Raw genomic sequence first — 17,364 nt, 5'->3', positions numbered from 1 at the left:
AGTTTTATTTTTTGTTGTATTGTTCTAGTGCGTCTTTTAAAATTTCGGCACTACGCTTTAAGTCGTTTTCATTAAGGACATACGCCATACGCACTTGTTTTTTTCCTAGTTCTGGATTAGAATAAAATCCGCCTGCTGGTGCTACCATAATGGTTTCCTTATTATTGTTATAAGACTCTAATAGCCACTGTGCAAAAGTTTCGGCATCATCTACTGGAAGTTCTGCCATACAATAGAACGCCCCTTTTGGCATAGGACATTTTACACCTGGAATTTCATTTAGAAGTTCTACTAATAAATTTCTACGCTTGGTATATTCTGCTCTTACGCTATTAATGTACGCCTCGTCATTTTGATGGGCTTTAGCCGCGATAATTTGACCAATTAATACGGGACTCAATCTCGCTTGTGCAAATTTCATGGCTGCCTCTTTTATCATTTTAGAACGCGTTACCATACAGCCAATGCGCACACCACACATAGAATAACGCTTAGACTCCGAATCAATCACGATGCAATGCTCTGCTAATTCTGGAAATGCTAACATAGAAGTTTGTTGTTCTCCATCATACACATACTCGCGGTATACTTCATCCGAAATAATAACAATATCGTGTTTTAAAGCAATGTTTGCTAACTTTTGTAATTCTTCTTTGGTGTACAAATAGCCCGTTGGATTTCCTGGATTACAGATAACAATCGCTTTGGTTTTATCAGTAATTTTTTCTTCAAATGCCTCCATACTTGGCAATGCAAAACCATTCTCAATAGAAGACGGCACTGCCACTACATTGACTTTAATATGATTAGAAAACCCATTGTAATTCGCATAATAAGGCTCAGGAATAATGATTTCATCGCCTTCATCACATAAAGTAGAAAGGGCAAAATTTAGCGCTTCCGAACCCCCATTGGTAACGATAAAATTATCCACGGTAATATCTTTAAATCCTAATCCTTGATAGTAAGTTTCAAGCGCTTTACGATATTCCAAATTCCCTTCTGAAAGAGAATATTCCAAAACTTTAAGGTGGATATTTTTTAACTCTTCCAACGCCGTTTCTGGTGTTGCGATATCGGGCTGACCAATATTAAGATGATAAACTTTCACCCCTCTTTGCTTTGCCTCTAAAGCATAAGGTACTAACTTTCTAATCGGAGATGCCGGCATTCCCGCCGCGCGTTGAGATATTTTTGGCATTATAATCATTTTTTATTTTCGACAAAAATACACATTTTTATTGAGATTTTTTTAACGCTAATCGTAAACACCTTATAGTAGTATTTATCCTCAGAATAAAAAAATGCTGCTCAAAATCTGAACAGCATCATTGTTATTTTCTTTAAAATAGTTTTATTAATGTTTAATATTTTCTACCGCCTTCGGATCGTGTTTATGTTTAAACATGATGGCAAATAATACCGCTACAACCAAGGCGTAGATGGCAAACGCCAACCATATCTGATACCAATCCCTAAGTGCTACCACTTGAGAAAGTGAACCATCGGACATAATTGTAGCATTAAAAGAATTTTTCAATATTTCTATAAACGAAGAATTATCGGTACTCGTCTGTAAATATTCTGCTAATTGCGAAGCAGAAGTAAAGGATTTAGTAAAGAAATGGTCGATGACCCAACCCGCCACATAACTTCCGATAATGGCACCGAAACCATTGGTCATCATCATAAATAAACCTTGTGCTGAAGAACGAATCTTTTTATCCGTTGTGGTTTCCACGAATAACGACCCAGAGATATTGAAGAAGTCAAACGCCATTCCGTATACAATACAAGATAGGATAATCATCCATAGCCCTGTACCAGGGTCACCAAAAGCAAACAATCCAAAACGAAGTACCCAAGCCAACATACTTAGCAACATTACTTTTTTAATTCCAAATTTCTTTAAAAAAAATGGTATGGCTAAAATAAATAGTGTTTCAGAAATCTGTGAAATCGACATGATAATTGTAGATTTTTCCACTACCAAAGACTGAGCATATTGAGGATAAAATTCAAATTCACTAAGGTAAACATCACCATAAGCATTGGTTAGTTGTAAAGCCGCGCCCAATAACATTGAAAATAAAAAGAACAAGGCCATTTTATATTTTGCGAATAATTGGAATGCATTAAGCCCTAATTGCTCACTCAATGGTGCATTTTTATCAATATTTTTTTGTGGTGGTGATGGTGGTAAGGTAAAGGCATAAATCCCTAATACAATAGCCACAGTACCCGCAATATAAAACTGACCTTCCGAGGCTTTATTCCCCGTAAGATTAGTAATCCACATAGCAACAATAAACCCTACGGTTCCCCAAACCCTTAGGCTTGGAAACACCTTTACCACATCGTAATTTCGTTCATTTAAAATATGGTAGTTAATAGAATTAGAAAGGGCGATTGTGGGCATATAAAATACCATTGCCAAAAGCATCAACCAGAAAAAAGCAGTGGGACTCTCAGCATGAGGTAAATAAAACAGCACCCCAGCATAGGCAATATGAAAAAAGCCATAAAGTTTCTCTGCATTAATCCATCGGTCGGCAACAATCCCCGCCAGAGTTGGCATAAATATGGAAGCGATTCCCATAGTACCAAATACGGCACCAAATTGAGTCCCATCCCAATGCTTGGTTCCAAACCAAAAATTAGCCATAGTAATCAGCCAAGCCCCCCAAACAAAATACTGCAAAAAGTTCAGTATTACCAATCGTAGTTTTATATTGTCCATATTTTGTATTATTAGTCTATTTTCTTTTGTCTTTGCTTTATTTTTTCTTGAATAATAACAGCAAGGTCAAAGTCTTCTTTTGCTACTGCTTCCTCTAGCTGTGCTTTGAGCTCGTCCAAACTTTCTTCTTCCATCAGCATTTCTACAATATCTTCTTCAGAATCTATGGCTTGGATTTCGAGCAAAATACCTGCTTCTTCCAAGACTTCTTTTGTGGAAAAGATATCCGCATTATAGCGCACGGCTAGAGATACCGCATCAGAAGTGCGTGCATCTAGGATGATGGAATCCTCCGTAATTTTATGTTTAAGATGTATATTTGAAAAGAATACCCCATCTATAATCTGATAAATCACCACATATTCAAAAACAAACTGAGAGGCATCAATAAAATTTTTAAATAAATCGTGGGTCATGGGTCTAGACAGTTGCTTAGCCGCTTCGCGTTCCAGTCCTAAAGAAATGGCTTGGGCACCATAATAGTCTATGACAATTGGTAATTTTATACCGCTTTCTTCCTCTTCTAATAACAAGGCATAGGCACCCGTCTGTGTCTGACTAGGGGAAATCCCTCGAATGATGAGTTTCTTATAATTCATAAGACAAATATAATAAAAAAACACCACCTCCATAGAAAGATGGTATTTTTTATTAGAAATTATGATTAAAATTAGTTAGTCTCTTTTATCCTAATACCATTTTTTTATCAATAGAGGTATTGTTTAACTATCATTATATGATAACTCTTATTTTGAACATCGTAATTTTGTAGTTGACGAAATACCGCGTGAGGGCGGAGGGCATTGTTGGAGCTCTTGTGGGCTTTCCTAAAAAAGCCCACAAAGCGACTGCCCGTAGACCGACGCTCTGCCTTTTCCTAAAAAAAGGCAGAGGGGCACGCCTAAATAAAAATTGCACCACTCTAAGTGAGCAAGGCATTGGATTTATTTTTTGGCAATACTTCTAGAAATTACAATTTTCTGAATTTCAGAAGTACCTTCGTAGATTTGTGTAATCTTGGCATCGCGCATCATTCGCTCTACATGGTATTCTTTCACATAACCATAGCCACCGTGAATCTGAACCGCTTCAATAGTCGTATCCATAGCGGTTTTAGAGGCAAACAACTTCGCCATCGCACCACTCTCGGAAATGTCTTTGCCTTGGTCTTTTTCTGCCGCTGCCTTATAGCACAGCATTCTTGCCGCCGTGATTTGGGTTGCCATATCGGCCAATTTAAACGCTACGGCTTGATGATGGATAATTTCCTTACCAAAAGCCTTACGCTCCTTAGCATATTTAAGCGCCAACTCATAAGCACCACTCGCAATCCCTAACGCCTGAGAAGCAATCCCAATACGACCACCATTTAACACCGCCATTGCAAAATTAAACCCAAAACCCTCTTCGCCAATACGATTTTCTTTTGGTACCTTTACATCGGTAAATAACAAAGAATGCGTATCACTCCCACGAATCCCCATTTTGTCTTCTTTTGGTCCAATATCAAAGCCTTCCCAATCGCGTTCTACGATAAAGGCATTAATCCCCTTATGCCCTTTTTCAGGATGGGTTTGGGCAATCACGATATAATAACTCGCAGTACCGCCATTGGTAATCCAGTTTTTGGTACCGTTTAATAAATAATAATCGCCTTTGTCTTCGGCAATGGTTTTTTGAGAAGTGGCATCTGATCCTGCTTCTGGTTCAGATAAGGCGAACGCCCCAAGCACTTCACCGCTGGCTAAGGGAACTAAATATTTTTGCTTTTGTTCTTCACTTGCATATTTTTCCAACCCTGCACATACCAATGAGTTATTTACTGACATCACTACCGCCGCAGAAGCATCCACTTTGGAAATCTCTTCCATAGCCAATACATAAGAAACACTATCTAAACCTGCACCGCCATACTTAGGGTCTACCATCATACCCAAAAAGCCCATTTCTCCCATTTTCTTCACTTGTTCGGTAGGGAATTTCTGGTCTCTATCTCGTTCTATAACACCAGGTAATAATTCGTTTTGTGCAAAATCTCTAGCAGCTTGTTGAATCATTAACTGCTCTTCTGTTAGATTAAAATCCATAGTCTATTAAAATTTGTTGTAGGGTGGTAAATTTAATGTTTTTATTTGAGACTTACAATAACGCTCTTTGAATGAATAGAAGTTTGTGTGGATACCAAAATAAAATCTTAAACTTCATTTTAAAAAAGTTATATTTGTAAAAAACATCAATCTATGAATGAATCCCAAATCCTTAAAGCGATTATTGAACAAAGAAAAAGTACTTATCCTAAAGATTACACAGGAGTAGATATTACTAAAGATATCCTCAACGAATTATTAAATGTCGGATGCCTTACGCCTAATCATAAAAAAACAGCACCTTGGCGCTATCAATTATTTCTAGGTAAACAAAAAGATGCTTTAGCCAAAGAAATGGCAAAACTCTATAAAACTTATACGCCAGAAGATAAATTCTTGGAAAAGAAATACCTGAGTATTATAGATAAAATCAAAGGTGCTTCTGCCATTATCAGTACAAGCGTTGCCATTAGCGATACTGTTCCAGAATGGGAGGAAATTGCCGCAGTTTCTATGGGCGTTCAAAATATGTATTTATTGTGTAGCACTTACCAGTTAGGGTGCTACTGGAGCACTCCTAAATTGGCTGCTTATCTATCCGAATTCCTTAATCTAAATGATAACGAGAAATGCTTAGGTCTGTTCTACATCGGCACTTTAGAGCATAAATAAAAAAGAGGCTATTAAATAGCCTCTTTATCAAAAAATTATTTTCTAAGTATTAACCATTATTTTGGTTATCCTTAGGTTTGTTATCTCTCGGTGGTTTTGGTAATAAAACTTTTCTTGAAAGTTTCATTTTCTTACGGTCATCATAACCCATAAATTTCACTTCTACCCTATCGCCTTCATTATAAGGTACTTTTTCAGTACGCTTCCAGTCGATTTCTGAGATATGAAGAAGTCCTTCCGTTCCTTTAGCCAATTGGATAAAAGCACCAAAGTCTACTACTTTTACCACTTTACCATTATACACCTCGCCCACTACTGGCACAAAGGTGATTTCATTGATTTGTCTAACTGCTTCGTTAATTTTATTTCTATCCATTCCAGAAATTTCAATATGTCCGATATCACCTTTTTCTTCAATAGTAATTACAGTTTCTGTATCTTTTTGTAACTGCTGAATTACTTTTCCACCAGGTCCAATCACAGCCCCAATGAAGTCTTTTGGGATCTCCATCATCAACATTTTTGGTGCATGAGGTTTCACATCTTGTCTAGGTTCAGAAATCGTTTTCAGCATTTCGCCTAAGATATGAAGTCTCCCCTCTCTGGCCTGCATTAACGCTTGTTCCATAATGTCCATTGTTAAACCTTGAATTTTAATATCCATCTGGCAAGCCGTAATTCCATTTTCCGTCCCCGTTACTTTAAAGTCCATATCTCCAAGGTGGTCTTCATCCCCTAAAATATCAGATAATACGGTAAATTTTCCAGATTCTTTATCGGTAATCAAGCCCATGGCAATACCCGATACTGGCTTTCTCATAGGAATACCTGCATCCATTAAAGCTAATGTTCCTGCACACACAGTTGCCATAGAAGATGACCCATTAGACTCTAAAATATCAGAAACTACACGGATCGTATATGGTGTTTCCTCTGGAATCATAATTTTAAGCGCTCTCTGTGCTAAGTTTCCATGTCCTACCTCCCTTCTAGAAGTTCCTCTTAATGGCCTTGCTTCACCTGTTGAGAATGGTGGGAAGTTATAATGAAGGTAAAATCTTTCCTCGTGTTGTGTAACAACGCTATCAATTCTGTTGGCATCCATCAAAGAGCCTAATGTCACTGTAGTTAATGACTGGGTTTCTCCTCTAGTAAATACAGAAGAACCATGTGCAGATGGCAAATAATCTACCTCGCACCAAATAGGGCGAATTTGTTGATTATTTCTACCGTCTAACCTTACATTTTCATTCAAGATTAATTGACGCACGGCTTCTTTTTGTACATCGTGGAAATATACTTTTGCTAAGTCTTGCTTCTCTTCTAATTCTTCTTCTGTATAGCGTGTTAAAAATTCTTCTACCACTGCTAAAAACTTATCCCCTCGTTCCTCTTTAGCACTTGGTGTTTTGGCTATATCGTAATATTTTTGGTACGCGTAGTCCCAAATTTCTTTTTTAAGGTCTTCATCGTGTGTTTCGTGGCAATACTCTCTTTTTGGTAATGATTTCCCTACTTTTTGGGCTAACGCTTCTTGAGCCGCTACTTGAGTTTTAATTTCATCGTGAGCAAAAGCAATCGCCTCTAGCATTTCTTGTTCTGTAATTTCGTCCATCTCACCTTCTACCATCACCACAGAGTCTTTAGTTGCTCCTACCATAATGTCCAGCTCTACGCCTTCTTGAAGCGTTTCCCAACTAGGGTTGATGCTTAAAACACCATCTTTTTTAATGACTCTTACCTCAGAAAAAGGTCCGTTAAATGGAATATCGGTAATGGCTATTGCTGCAGATGCTGCTAAGCCAGCTAATGAATCTGGCATTACTTTACCGTCATAAGAGATTAAAGAAATCATCACTTGAACTTCCGCATGGAAATCACTTGGAAATAATGGACGAATCACTCTATCCACCAATCGCATCGTAAGGATCTCATCATCAGATGGTCTTGCTTCTCTTCTAAAAAAGTTCCCAGGAATCTTTCCTGCCGAACCAAATTTTTCTCTATAATCTACCGTAAGAGGTAGAAAGTCTACGCCAGGATTTGCTTCTTTGGCAGCTACTACGGTGGCTAATAACATTGTGCCACCCATTTTTACCACTACAGCACCATCGGCTTGCTTGGCAAGTTTTCCTGTTTCAATAGTAATTTCTCTGCCGTCTTTGAGCAGAATAGTTTCTGTAATTGCTTGTGGTGCATTCATAAAATAAATTGGTTTTAAAATACCGAGGCATCGTTCACCTACGGCGACATCTGCGTAACTTCTTTAGGCAGATTTGGGTTAATATTCATTTTTAATATTCCCTGCAAAGGTAACGATTTTTTTTATATGATTAGATTGGTTATTGATACGAATCTCAATTCTATAATTAATGCCATAAGTATTATGAAAATTCATTTTTTTATAATTACATCCTAAATAAAATAACTGAAAACGATTTAAGATAGTAAAAATGTATTTTTTTCATTTCAAAAACTAAAGTAGCTTTTAATCCTATTAATATTGTTTATTCTAGATGAATTTAACATTCATGAGTTTAATTTTTTATAGGACGATTTAAAATTAAAAATAAGGGGCTGATTATCAAAAAAACTGAGAATATTTTTCGTAGAAAACGAAAAAAACCGCCCTATATATAGGGCGGTTTGTAGCGAGGACGGGAATTGAGTTGCGATTTATTATATTTTATTGAAGTTTGATTTTTCTTTATTTATAAGGCTTTACTTCATTAAGTTTTATTTTACTTCATTAAGTATCGTTTTTTCTGGGGATATTTCTGGGGGTAAAGTCACTATTAAACTTATTCATTTCCTTAGATTTTAACTCATCAACAATTTTAATATATGGTTTCATTGCTCTATCATCTTTGTGACCTGTCCAACTTCTTATAACAACTGTTGGAATTCCAAGTTTTAAAGAGTTAACAACAAAAGTTCTTCTTCCTGCATGGGTAGATAACACTTCTTTTTTCAATGAAGTGTTTTTATATCTTTTTTCGCCAACAAAAAAAACCTCTGTGACTGGATCATTAAATTCTAAAATCTCCGCGATTTCTTTTATGTATTCATTGGTCTTATCTTGAGAAATTATAGGCAAAGGCATATCATTATCTTTATAATCATTCAAGATACTTAATGCATAATTGTTCAAATCAACTTTCAATGGGTCAATAGTCTTTTCGGTTGTTACTAACATGTAATCATTTCTAATATCTTCTCTCCTCAATTTTTTCGCATCAGAAAATCTGACACCAGTGAAACAGCAGAAACAAAATACATCTCTAACATTATTTAGTCTATCTATCCCAAAGTCGTGGTTAAAAAGTTTCATCAATTCGTCCCATTCTAAGTAGACTATTTCTTTCAAATCTCCGCTTGTTCCTTTGAAAACAGGTTTGAAAGTATTATGTAAATCTCCTTCATAATACTTTTTATCAGACGCCCATTGTAGCATAGTTTTAAAGTCTGCAATATTTTTCTCTACTGTTGTATTTCGGTGTGGTTTTCTAGTTTTCTTTGTTCTGTGGTCTATAGGTGCTTTTTGGAAATATTGAATAAAACCCATTAAGTCCTTTTCTGTCAATTCATTTATCTTCCTATTAGGCAGGTAGTAAGACCAATGGTTTTTTATAGAGATATAACTTTTCCGAGTACCATCAGCCCATTGTTTTAGAATTGAAGCATTTTCTATAAATAGATCAAAGATATCTAAAACTAAATCCTTGTTTGTAATATCACTATCACTAAATAGTGCTTTAAACTCTGCTTTAAGTTCTTTGGATGTAGGATATCTATTCTTTTCGTAATCGTACTTTTCAAAAACAGAATCAATATGAGATACAACTTTAGACATTTTCTTTTTAGCAATTATATCCCCTTTTATTACTTGCTTAGTATTATCAAATTGCGAGGGTTTTATCATTATCCTTGGGTAAAGTTCTATACGTAAAGAATTAAACGATACCCTAAGTCTTAAAGGTGTCGGTTCATCAGTTTCATTGTTTTTAATAGAAAATTTTACAGAATATTTAAGCATTTTCTTTTTGCTCTAATTTTTTCTTTTTTATTACTGTTTGCTTTTTTGGCTTCATTTCTCCCTCGCCTGTAAGTAGCCAATGTGCTGAATAGCCGAGTTTAGCCATTACCGCTAGCCACTCTGGGTGAAATTTTCTGTATGGTTCTTTTCTAATTCTTAAAATATTTGCTCTTGGCAAATCATATTTAAGACAAAAGGCTTTAAACTCGTTAATCTCGCTAGTGAGGAGGTAATGCTCTATAGCCACAAAAAAACGACGGACGATAGGATAATCTTTTTTAGGCATTGTAGTTATTTTTCTTTGCTTATAAGATAATCTAATAGGTTGTGATATTCCAGACCAGTAAAATCAAATGAATAACTGTCGTAATCATTTTTACGAGATTTAGAAATGATTAAATATTCATCGTCGTTAATTTTAAATCCTTTTTCAGTAGTAAATTCTTTATTTCTAAGATCTAAATAGTTTACCAGTTCTTGATAATTTGTTAGGTCAAAAACTATCATTATTTTTTCAATAATTTTTCCATTTTTTACATAGAAAATTATATTACATTCATCAAGTTTATATACATATTTATAAGCATCCATTTTTTTATTATAATCTACGGATGGTTCTTCGTCAATAGCTGATTTATCAAATATACTTCCCATTTTGAATTTAGAAATAACATCATAAAGAGCCTTTCCTAAACCTTCAGATTTTGCTAGATATTCTCTGTATTCTTTTACATTGTTAGATGCCAATTTCTTTTTTTGCGAAAAACATAAGATTGGTATTATGGAAAGCATAATCGTTAATAATAATTTTTTCATAATTTTAATTTTTAATAGCTTTATACTATTTTTCTTATAACTCGTTTTTATTTTTCATTTAAATAAGTTGTATCTGATATTTTTTTTACGGATTTAAGTATATCTGTTTTATCTAATATGGCTAACTGTTGTTTAGCGGTTTCTTTCAATTTATTAAACCTTGTTTCCTTGTCTATGTTTGCTTTTATTAGTTCGGAGTTTAAGGACTCAAGATTCGATAATACGGCAAGCTCATTGATACTTGCAAAGTCTCTCATATTTTTCCCTTCTAAGGTAAGCTGAGGATTTACCTCTTTCCATTGTTTTGCTGTACAACCGAACAATGCCATATTTAACAAATCGGCTTCCTCTGCATACTCAATCCATTGTTTATTTACTGTAAATTTTGACTTAGGGATGAGATGTTTTTTTACGGCGTCTGTCTGAATATGGTAGTTTATTTTGCTTAATATTCTTTTGACATTCCATTCCAGATTATACTCATTAGATTCTATTTCTTTTAATCTTTGAAATTCTTTTATTAAAAGAAGTTTAAACATGGGACTAATCCAAGCACCAAATTCAAATGCAATATCTTTATGAGCATAAGTTCCTCCGTTTCTACCACTTTTTGAGATAATTCCTATAGCATTAGTGGCTTCTATCCACTTTCGTGGTGTCAAATTAAAAGAGTTCAGCCCTGCTTCTTTTTTAAAGGTGTCGAATTCGACACCTTTAAAATTTGGATTATACAACTGTTCCCATATACCAAGAAATTCGACTGTATTCCGATTTCTCATCCAGTTCCTTATATGGTCATTGCCTTCTTCTCCACGAACCATATCTGTTAGACAAATATAATCATCATTATTATGCGAAGTTATTGCTATAATTTTATCACTAACTTCTATTTTGTTTGTTTTTGCCATTGGTAGATTTTAAGTTTATTTATAAAAAATCTTTTGCTCTATTCCAGTGCTTGTTATCTATGTTGCCAACATCTACCTCCTCCCGAAACTCTCCGAGAACACGCTCCCCCTTTTTTAGTTGGTGTGCCACAGTATCCTGAGTATGAAGATGAAGAATAAGACTTTAAACGACTATTTGTCTTATATTTTCTATTCTTAGTTTTTGCAGGTAAACTTTTGTTGTTACTATAACTCTTATTAGTATAACCACTATTTGACTTTGATATAGAAGACGAAAAACCATAGACTTGTACATCTGTTGTTTCATACTTCCAAGTATTATCATCAAATAATGTAACAGTATTGCCATTAGATAGTTTTACTGTTTCAATTTTTTTCTGTGAAAATCCCAATAATGGAATAATAAACATCATTAATAAAAATAATTTTGTTTTCATATTTTTAAATTTTTAATTTATTTCTGGTATAAATGGTCTAAATGACACTATTTTTCTAAAGACAAATATTTGCAATACATTTTCAAGACTTAATTTAAAATCACTATAATTTTTATTATAAGCCCTACATATAATATATCCCTCTTCTGAATTATGCTCTATAATTTGCTTAAATGTATTCCCCTCACTGGTTACTATTACAAATAAATTATTTCTGATAGGCAGTTTCTCATTTTGAGATAGAAAAACTTGCTTAATTAATATTTCTGTTCCATGTGGAATTGATATACTTGTCCCATCGTCCATAGAATCCCCATAGACTGTTACCACAAGATATTTTCCACTGTCAAATTCTTTAGGGACAAGCCTTGTTTTAGTCTCTGGAAGTTCATAAGGGTTATCTCCTCCAAGCAATCCTGCTGCGGTTGATAAGTCTGCATACTCTACCATCATATAATTATCAAAAGGCACTGCCTTTACTTCATCACCTTTTACAGGGCTTTCTTCCGAAGATTTAAGCATTTCGCCTTGTGGTAAACTTTCATACTTTTCAACTAAGTAGTTATATATTGAATTAACAGTAATTTCTCTTGGATTTTTAGTTTCACCATTAGTTATACTTCCCAATCCAGCCTCAGAAATTCCTGTATTCTTAGAGATTTCATAATTGCTAACATTATACTTTTCTATAATCTTAAAAATTTCTTTTAATTTATTTTGCTTAGAAATATTAGTATTATTTTCTTCATTCATATCGTCTTCATTAGAAGATTTAAGCATTTCGCCTTCGCCAAGTAATAACCAAACTTTATTTAATTCAGGAAAATTAGGGGCTACTTGCTCATCATAAGTTTCAGATTTAATAGATTTTCTCATACTATTGACATATCCATTAGAAAATCCACAAATTTCCTCAAACTTTTTTTGTGAAAGCTTTTTATATTTCAAAAACTCTTTTAATCTTGTTTTTACCGAGTTTTGTTCTATTTTTTTCATATCTTTGTATTATAAAAATTATTTCAATCTAAATTTATCAATTATGTCACCGGAGAAACAAGACCTCTATATAACAGTTTCTATATATGAATTTTATGACTATGTATTTTACATATGGGTAAATTTATCACTTATGATACTTACCTCTGTCATAGTGTCTGGTTGTTTATATTTTCTTGCAAAACTAATTCACAGAAAAATTGAAAATAATGATTTTTAATTTTTTATCTCTTTCACGGTTTCTTTTAATTGTTTTATGAGATTGGTCATTTTTTTCATATTAAGTTCTTTATCTTTTTTACTATCAATAGAAGGTTCTTTGTAAATGCTTTCTACTGATTTTAAAAGCATTATTTGTCTAGAAGCTCTTTGAGAAACATCTCCATTGTCATCGTCTTTTAATAAGTCAGCGTGGTTTCTCATCGTCATTGCAACGGCAGATTTAAAAGCGTAAATCTCTTCCAGTTTTCGTTCATTATTGTAACGACCAATCATCCAAACAAAAAACCACCATGCAGGAGCTACTTTTATAAAATTAAGTAATACTCCAGCCCAAACAGGTAAACCACTATCCTGTGGATTAACACTGAATGTAGTGTAAACTTTAAAAGTCCACCATATTGCAAAGCAAAAAACAATAGGAACAAAAACAAGAAAAGCAATAGAACTATGGCTAATTAATTTTCTTCTTTCTTCAAATTTAGTCCCCAATGAACCATCTGCTGCTGCACCAAGTAAATTCTCTACTTCTTGTTTTTTGTCTAAAATTTCTTTTTGCAATCTAATTGCTTCCTTCATATTGGTTAAAGAATCTTCGTTTTGAGATTTTATCTCAGAGAAGTCCTTTTCATATTTATTTATATTTTTAGCTATTTGGGTTTCATGATTGTTTATGGTAGTTTTGGTAGTTTCAATATCTTTAGAGTTTTGCTTAGCAAGTGCAAGTATTGTGTCTATTTCTGATTTATCATTTTGGATTGTTTCTTTATTATTTAAAAGCTTATTATAAAGACTATCTGCTTTTTTATTAAGCTTTTCACTTGCTACAGATTGATTAGCTATTTCTTCTTTCAATTTTTCTAAAGCCACTAAATTAGCCTCCAATTTCGTTTGAATAAGAGTTTGCTTGGATTCTAAGTCAGAAACATGCTGATGATTAATGGTTATTTTGGTATTACTATTCGACCCTCCGAATAAGAGTGTATAGGCGATTATGTTTTTAATACTTTCATAAGCACTATACCTATCGTCATTATCTAAATTATATATAAGATCCTCTAATTCATTAATTATATTAAAAGATTCATTATCATTCATATAATTTTCAGGGAGCAAATAAAACATCTCGGATTTAATAATTTCATCAAACCAAGATATCACCCTATTCAAGACTTTTTTAAACTGAATCGCATCTAAACTACCAAAACAAATCTCTGTAAGTTCTTCATCTTTATAGTTTTCAGCAATATACTTATCAAAATCAAACTTTTTTAGCCTTTGAAATTCATCATGATTAAAACTATCACCTAAACTCATATTAAATTTTTGTTTCTGATTATCAGTATTTTAAATAATAAAATAGAAAATTGTTCTATTTTTATTTTGATATATTAGAACATTGCTCTATATTTGCATTATTAAAATCACTCAGTAAAAATACTAATTAAAAATGAAAATAAAAGAAAATGTAAAAGAATTTTTATTAAAGCCAAAGCAATTAGGGCTTTTAATAAGTAAAACAGAGATGTCATACTTCACAGTTAAAGACTGGATTGATAATGATAGTAAAAAATTGACTCAATTAGAAAATATAAAAATTTTACAAGAGATTACAGGCTTAACCCAAGAGCAAATCTTTGAACCCGAAGAAGACAAACAAGCCATTTACGATACTATATAAAACCAAAAACCAAAACAATGTCACACATCCAAGTATTAGCAAAACCAAACATCAATACCTCTCAGAAAGGTAAAGCAGGATTAGGAAATATGATTCACAAAACCCTGCAAGAGTGCGATAATATCCATACGGCAGATGACCTTATGCTGGTTGCCTATGCGAAAAAAGTTCCAAACTATGCCCAAATAGAGCAATTGTATCATTCAAAATTCCAAAGCAATGAAAACCGTACCACAACATCTACTTGAAAAACCATTACTCACAATGACTGGCGAAGAAGTTTTAGAATTGTTTTCGGTAGTCTTTGAACAAGAAACCACAAGATTAGATTTTACAAGCGAAAATCTGGTTTACGGGTTAGCAGGATTAGCGAGGTTAATGGGGTGCGGAAAAACCAAAGCCCAACAGGTTAAAAACTCGGGAGTAATCGACGATGCGATTATCCAAAATGGAAGAAAATTAATCATCGACGGACCAAAGGCATTAGAACTTATCAAAAACCAAAACGAATTATGACACTTACAGTCACCACCCACGACACCGCCATACAATTTCTAAAAGAAGAGAAGATGTCAATAGGTATATTTATTAGCGACCATGTCGAAGATTCACAAATCTATGGTTACAATTCAGTAAAATTTACAGACCATATCATTACGATTAAAGACCACTTTGTGGACTGGGACGAATTCTATTTTGGGCTTGATATAGAAGTTGGTTTTGATGCGACAGCAATACACAGGAGAGCCACTCTGGAATACCCAGAGGAAAAAGAATTAGACATCACAGAGATAAGACCAGAAGTCAATGTTCTTTGGGTGCAGAAATGGGATGAGGAAAAAGAGGAACACATTGATTACAAACTTTCTCAAACCGAGAAGAAAGAAATTGAAGACTACTTAGAGAACACATTAATCCTAAATGACTGTTAAAATGAATATCTACCAAAAACTATTGCAAATCCAGGCCAAAGTAAACGGTTTAGGTAAAGACGCTTCTTCTGGAAGTGGAAACTATGGCTACCAATATGTATCTGGTACGAAAGTTTTAGAGTTTGTAAAACCATTGATGAATGACTTGGGACTTATTCTAAAACAAGAGATTTTGAGCATAGAGAACGACCGCCAAGACTACACTACACGGAATGGCTCTAAATCCGAAATTTTATCTAAAGTAATGATGAAATTTACTTGGATAGACACGGAAACGGCCGAAAAGGACGAAAACCTTTTTGGTGCCAATGGGCAAAATGATTGGGAAAAAGGTTTAGGTTCAGCACTTACCTATGCAGAGCGTTATTTCCTACTAAAATACTTCCATATTCCAACAGATGAAGACGATATAGATAACGACCTTAGAAAGAAAGTAAGTGAGGACAAGCCTGCGAAACCTGCTACTGCAAATACCTCTACAACCAATCAAAACAACAGACAAAAAGTTGATGAGTGGCTAAGTGAAGAAGCCTTTGAGAAGGCAAAAGTAGCGACAAAAGCACAAATCCAAAATGTACTTAAAAAATATAACGGTAAGCCTTACAAAGACGGAAAGGTTTACGCGATGAAAAAAGAGTACAAATCAACCCTTGAAAACTTAGCGAAATAATGGAAAGAGCCATACAACTACTAAAGCAAGACCAAGAGCATTTAGAAAAAATAATCAAATGCTATCCTGAAAATTCTCAATACAAAGAGAAAGAGAAGCGATTGAAAAAGGATTTGAAAGGAATTATCAAAGCAATAGAAATTTTAAAACACAACAACAATGGGAGCAACTAAAGCATTAGCGATTGATATCGCAGAACAAGAAGCAAGAAGCACAGAAACAAAGCATATATCAGAAGTTTTGAGAGATGCAGGATTGTCGCCAAGGGATTTGATTATTCAAAGACTTATCAATAAGGAACTGCCAATGTCTTACTCAAAATTAAAGTATCTGGATAGTCCTGTAAACTTCATAAACAATTTGCTAAAGCCAAAAGAAAAAAACGCATCGATGACTTTCGGGAGTCTGGTGGATTGCTTGGTACTTGAAGAACACAAGTTTGAAAAGCGTTTTGCTATCGTAGAAGATGAGCCAACAACAGAAAATCAGAAAGAATTTGTAAGGATTTTTTGTGATTATGTGTCCCCATTGGGAACTTTTGAGGAGCGTGTAGAATACGCTTTTAGCAAGGCTTACAAGCGAGGAACGGTAAAGAATGTAGAATCGCTTTTTTCTTACCTAAGAGCTATAGAAAGTGGTAAGGAAGCCGTAAGTACAGAAGTTTACGAAAAGGCTGCTAAAATCGCAGAGAACCTTAAAAGAACCGATGATGTATGTGCAGAGTTAGAACAATGCGAAGCCTTTCAGAAATTTATAGAATTTGAACTAGAGGGTTGGCAATTTAGAGGAATATTGGACACTTATTCATCTACTCTGTTCCACGATATGAAATATACTTCTGACTGTAATCCAGACAACTTTGCAAGAAGCATAGAGAAGTTTGGATATGAAATCCAATTTGGGCTATACAGCATAGGATTAGAACTTTTAGGAATGGCAGAAAATCCAAAATTCAAATACATTCTGTTTGACGATAAATTCAACTATTCAATTGCAGAGGTAGGCGAAGATTATATGCACTACGGCAGACGCAAGGTTGAGCATTATATCAAGCGATTGAACAAGATGGTAGATGAGCGAGGGTTTTACAAGTCGTTTGATTATTTCAAAAGTAAAAACATTCTCCACAAACCACGCTGGATTGCTGGATTTGACGAAACAATTTTTTAA

At 34.1% G+C, this 17,364-nt stretch carries 20 protein-coding genes; 8 read left to right on the top strand and 12 right to left on the bottom strand.

Features of this window, described 5'->3' with window-relative positions; all coding sequences use genetic code 11:
- Positions 1 to 4: 4 nt before the first annotated feature.
- From C237_RS0102390 to C237_RS0102370, 4 genes are all read right to left on the bottom strand, one after another.
- Positions 5 to 1,201, bottom strand: coding sequence for a pyridoxal phosphate-dependent aminotransferase (locus tag C237_RS0102390; protein ID WP_018674890.1), 1,197 nt, complete (start codon positions 1,199 to 1,201; stop codon positions 5 to 7).
- Positions 1,202 to 1,357: 156 nt separating this feature from the next.
- On the bottom strand, positions 1,358 to 2,740 hold the full coding sequence (locus tag C237_RS0102385; protein WP_033398528.1) for a nucleoside permease: 1,383 nt from the start codon (positions 2,738 to 2,740) through the stop codon (positions 1,358 to 1,360).
- Between the two features lie 11 nt (positions 2,741 to 2,751).
- Complete coding sequence (locus C237_RS0102380; protein ID WP_018674888.1) at positions 2,752 to 3,339, bottom strand: bifunctional nuclease family protein; 588 nt, start codon at positions 3,337 to 3,339, stop codon at positions 2,752 to 2,754.
- Between the two features lie 345 nt (positions 3,340 to 3,684).
- Positions 3,685 to 4,827: an acyl-CoA dehydrogenase gene (locus tag C237_RS0102370; protein ID WP_018674886.1), complete on the bottom strand. Its 1,143-nt coding sequence runs from the start codon at positions 4,825 to 4,827 to the stop codon at positions 3,685 to 3,687.
- A 153-nt stretch (positions 4,828 to 4,980) separates the two neighbouring features.
- On the opposite strand from C237_RS0102370, the gene C237_RS0102365 reads away from it, so the two are divergent.
- On the top strand, positions 4,981 to 5,499 hold the full coding sequence (locus C237_RS0102365; RefSeq protein WP_018674885.1) for a nitroreductase family protein: 519 nt from the start codon (positions 4,981 to 4,983) through the stop codon (positions 5,497 to 5,499).
- A 49-nt stretch (positions 5,500 to 5,548) separates the two neighbouring features.
- Here the strand turns inward: C237_RS0102365 and C237_RS0102360 are convergent, their stop codons facing one another.
- From C237_RS0102360 to C237_RS0102310, 8 genes are all read right to left on the bottom strand, one after another.
- On the bottom strand, positions 5,549 to 7,702 hold the full coding sequence (locus C237_RS0102360) for a polyribonucleotide nucleotidyltransferase (RefSeq protein WP_018674884.1): 2,154 nt from the start codon (positions 7,700 to 7,702) through the stop codon (positions 5,549 to 5,551).
- A gap of 546 nt (positions 7,703 to 8,248) precedes the next feature.
- Positions 8,249 to 9,535, bottom strand: a complete 1,287-nt coding sequence (locus tag C237_RS13835) for a site-specific integrase (RefSeq protein WP_018674882.1) — start codon at positions 9,533 to 9,535, stop codon at positions 8,249 to 8,251.
- A complete protein-coding gene (locus C237_RS0102345) occupies positions 9,528 to 9,821 on the bottom strand; it encodes a hypothetical protein (protein WP_018674881.1) in 294 nt (97 codons plus the stop codon). Before C237_RS0102345 ends, C237_RS13835 begins: the two co-directional genes overlap by 8 nt.
- 5 nt (positions 9,822 to 9,826) lie before the next feature.
- Positions 9,827 to 10,351, bottom strand: a complete 525-nt coding sequence (locus tag C237_RS0102340) for a hypothetical protein (protein WP_018674880.1) — start codon at positions 10,349 to 10,351, stop codon at positions 9,827 to 9,829.
- Between the two features lie 47 nt (positions 10,352 to 10,398).
- The gene (locus C237_RS0102335; protein WP_018674879.1) at positions 10,399 to 11,259 is read right to left on the bottom strand and encodes a KilA-N domain-containing protein; all 861 of its coding nucleotides are present in this window, start codon (positions 11,257 to 11,259) and stop codon (positions 10,399 to 10,401) included.
- A gap of 53 nt (positions 11,260 to 11,312) precedes the next feature.
- Entirely contained in the window at positions 11,313 to 11,696 is a 384-nt protein-coding gene (locus C237_RS0102330) for a DUF3157 family protein (RefSeq protein WP_018674878.1), read from the bottom strand.
- 12 nt (positions 11,697 to 11,708) lie between these two features.
- Complete coding sequence (locus C237_RS14805) at positions 11,709 to 12,692, bottom strand: S24 family peptidase (RefSeq protein ID WP_018674877.1); 984 nt, start codon at positions 12,690 to 12,692, stop codon at positions 11,709 to 11,711.
- Positions 12,693 to 12,908: 216 nt separating this feature from the next.
- Positions 12,909 to 14,228, bottom strand: coding sequence for a coiled-coil domain-containing protein (locus tag C237_RS0102310; protein ID WP_018674876.1), 1,320 nt, complete (start codon positions 14,226 to 14,228; stop codon positions 12,909 to 12,911).
- Positions 14,229 to 14,361: 133 nt separating this feature from the next.
- On the opposite strand from C237_RS0102310, the gene C237_RS0102305 reads away from it, so the two are divergent.
- The 7 genes from C237_RS0102305 to C237_RS0102275 are packed head-to-tail and all read left to right on the top strand — an operon-like array spanning position 14,362 to position 17,364.
- Positions 14,362 to 14,592 carry a hypothetical protein gene (locus tag C237_RS0102305; RefSeq protein WP_018674875.1) on the top strand — a complete coding sequence of 77 codons (231 nt, stop codon included), beginning with the start codon at positions 14,362 to 14,364 and terminating at the stop codon, positions 14,590 to 14,592.
- Positions 14,593 to 14,609: 17 nt separating this feature from the next.
- On the top strand, positions 14,610 to 14,840 hold the full coding sequence (locus tag C237_RS0102300) for a hypothetical protein (RefSeq protein WP_018674874.1): 231 nt from the start codon (positions 14,610 to 14,612) through the stop codon (positions 14,838 to 14,840).
- On the top strand, positions 14,812 to 15,108 hold the full coding sequence (locus tag C237_RS0102295; RefSeq protein WP_026315442.1) for a DUF3853 family protein: 297 nt from the start codon (positions 14,812 to 14,814) through the stop codon (positions 15,106 to 15,108). Before C237_RS0102300 ends, C237_RS0102295 begins: the two co-directional genes overlap by 29 nt.
- A complete protein-coding gene (locus C237_RS0102290; protein ID WP_018674872.1) occupies positions 15,105 to 15,524 on the top strand; it encodes a hypothetical protein in 420 nt (139 codons plus the stop codon). Before C237_RS0102295 ends, C237_RS0102290 begins: the two co-directional genes overlap by 4 nt.
- A complete protein-coding gene (locus C237_RS0102285) occupies positions 15,514 to 16,194 on the top strand; it encodes an ERF family protein (RefSeq protein WP_018674871.1) in 681 nt (226 codons plus the stop codon). The genes C237_RS0102290 and C237_RS0102285 overlap by 11 nt, the downstream gene beginning before the upstream one ends.
- Positions 16,194 to 16,367 carry a hypothetical protein gene (locus tag C237_RS14460; protein WP_018674870.1) on the top strand — a complete coding sequence of 58 codons (174 nt, stop codon included), beginning with the start codon at positions 16,194 to 16,196 and terminating at the stop codon, positions 16,365 to 16,367. Before C237_RS0102285 ends, C237_RS14460 begins: the two co-directional genes overlap by 1 nt.
- Positions 16,354 to 17,364: a PD-(D/E)XK nuclease-like domain-containing protein gene (locus C237_RS0102275; protein ID WP_018674869.1), complete on the top strand. Its 1,011-nt coding sequence runs from the start codon at positions 16,354 to 16,356 to the stop codon at positions 17,362 to 17,364. The genes C237_RS14460 and C237_RS0102275 overlap by 14 nt, the downstream gene beginning before the upstream one ends.

Source organism: Riemerella columbina DSM 16469 (assembly GCF_000374405.1).
GTDB classification, from domain to species: domain Bacteria; phylum Bacteroidota; class Bacteroidia; order Flavobacteriales; family Weeksellaceae; genus Riemerella; species Riemerella columbina.
The sequence above is the reverse complement of the archived record's forward strand: the minus strand, read 5'-3'. Positions and strand labels throughout refer to the sequence as shown.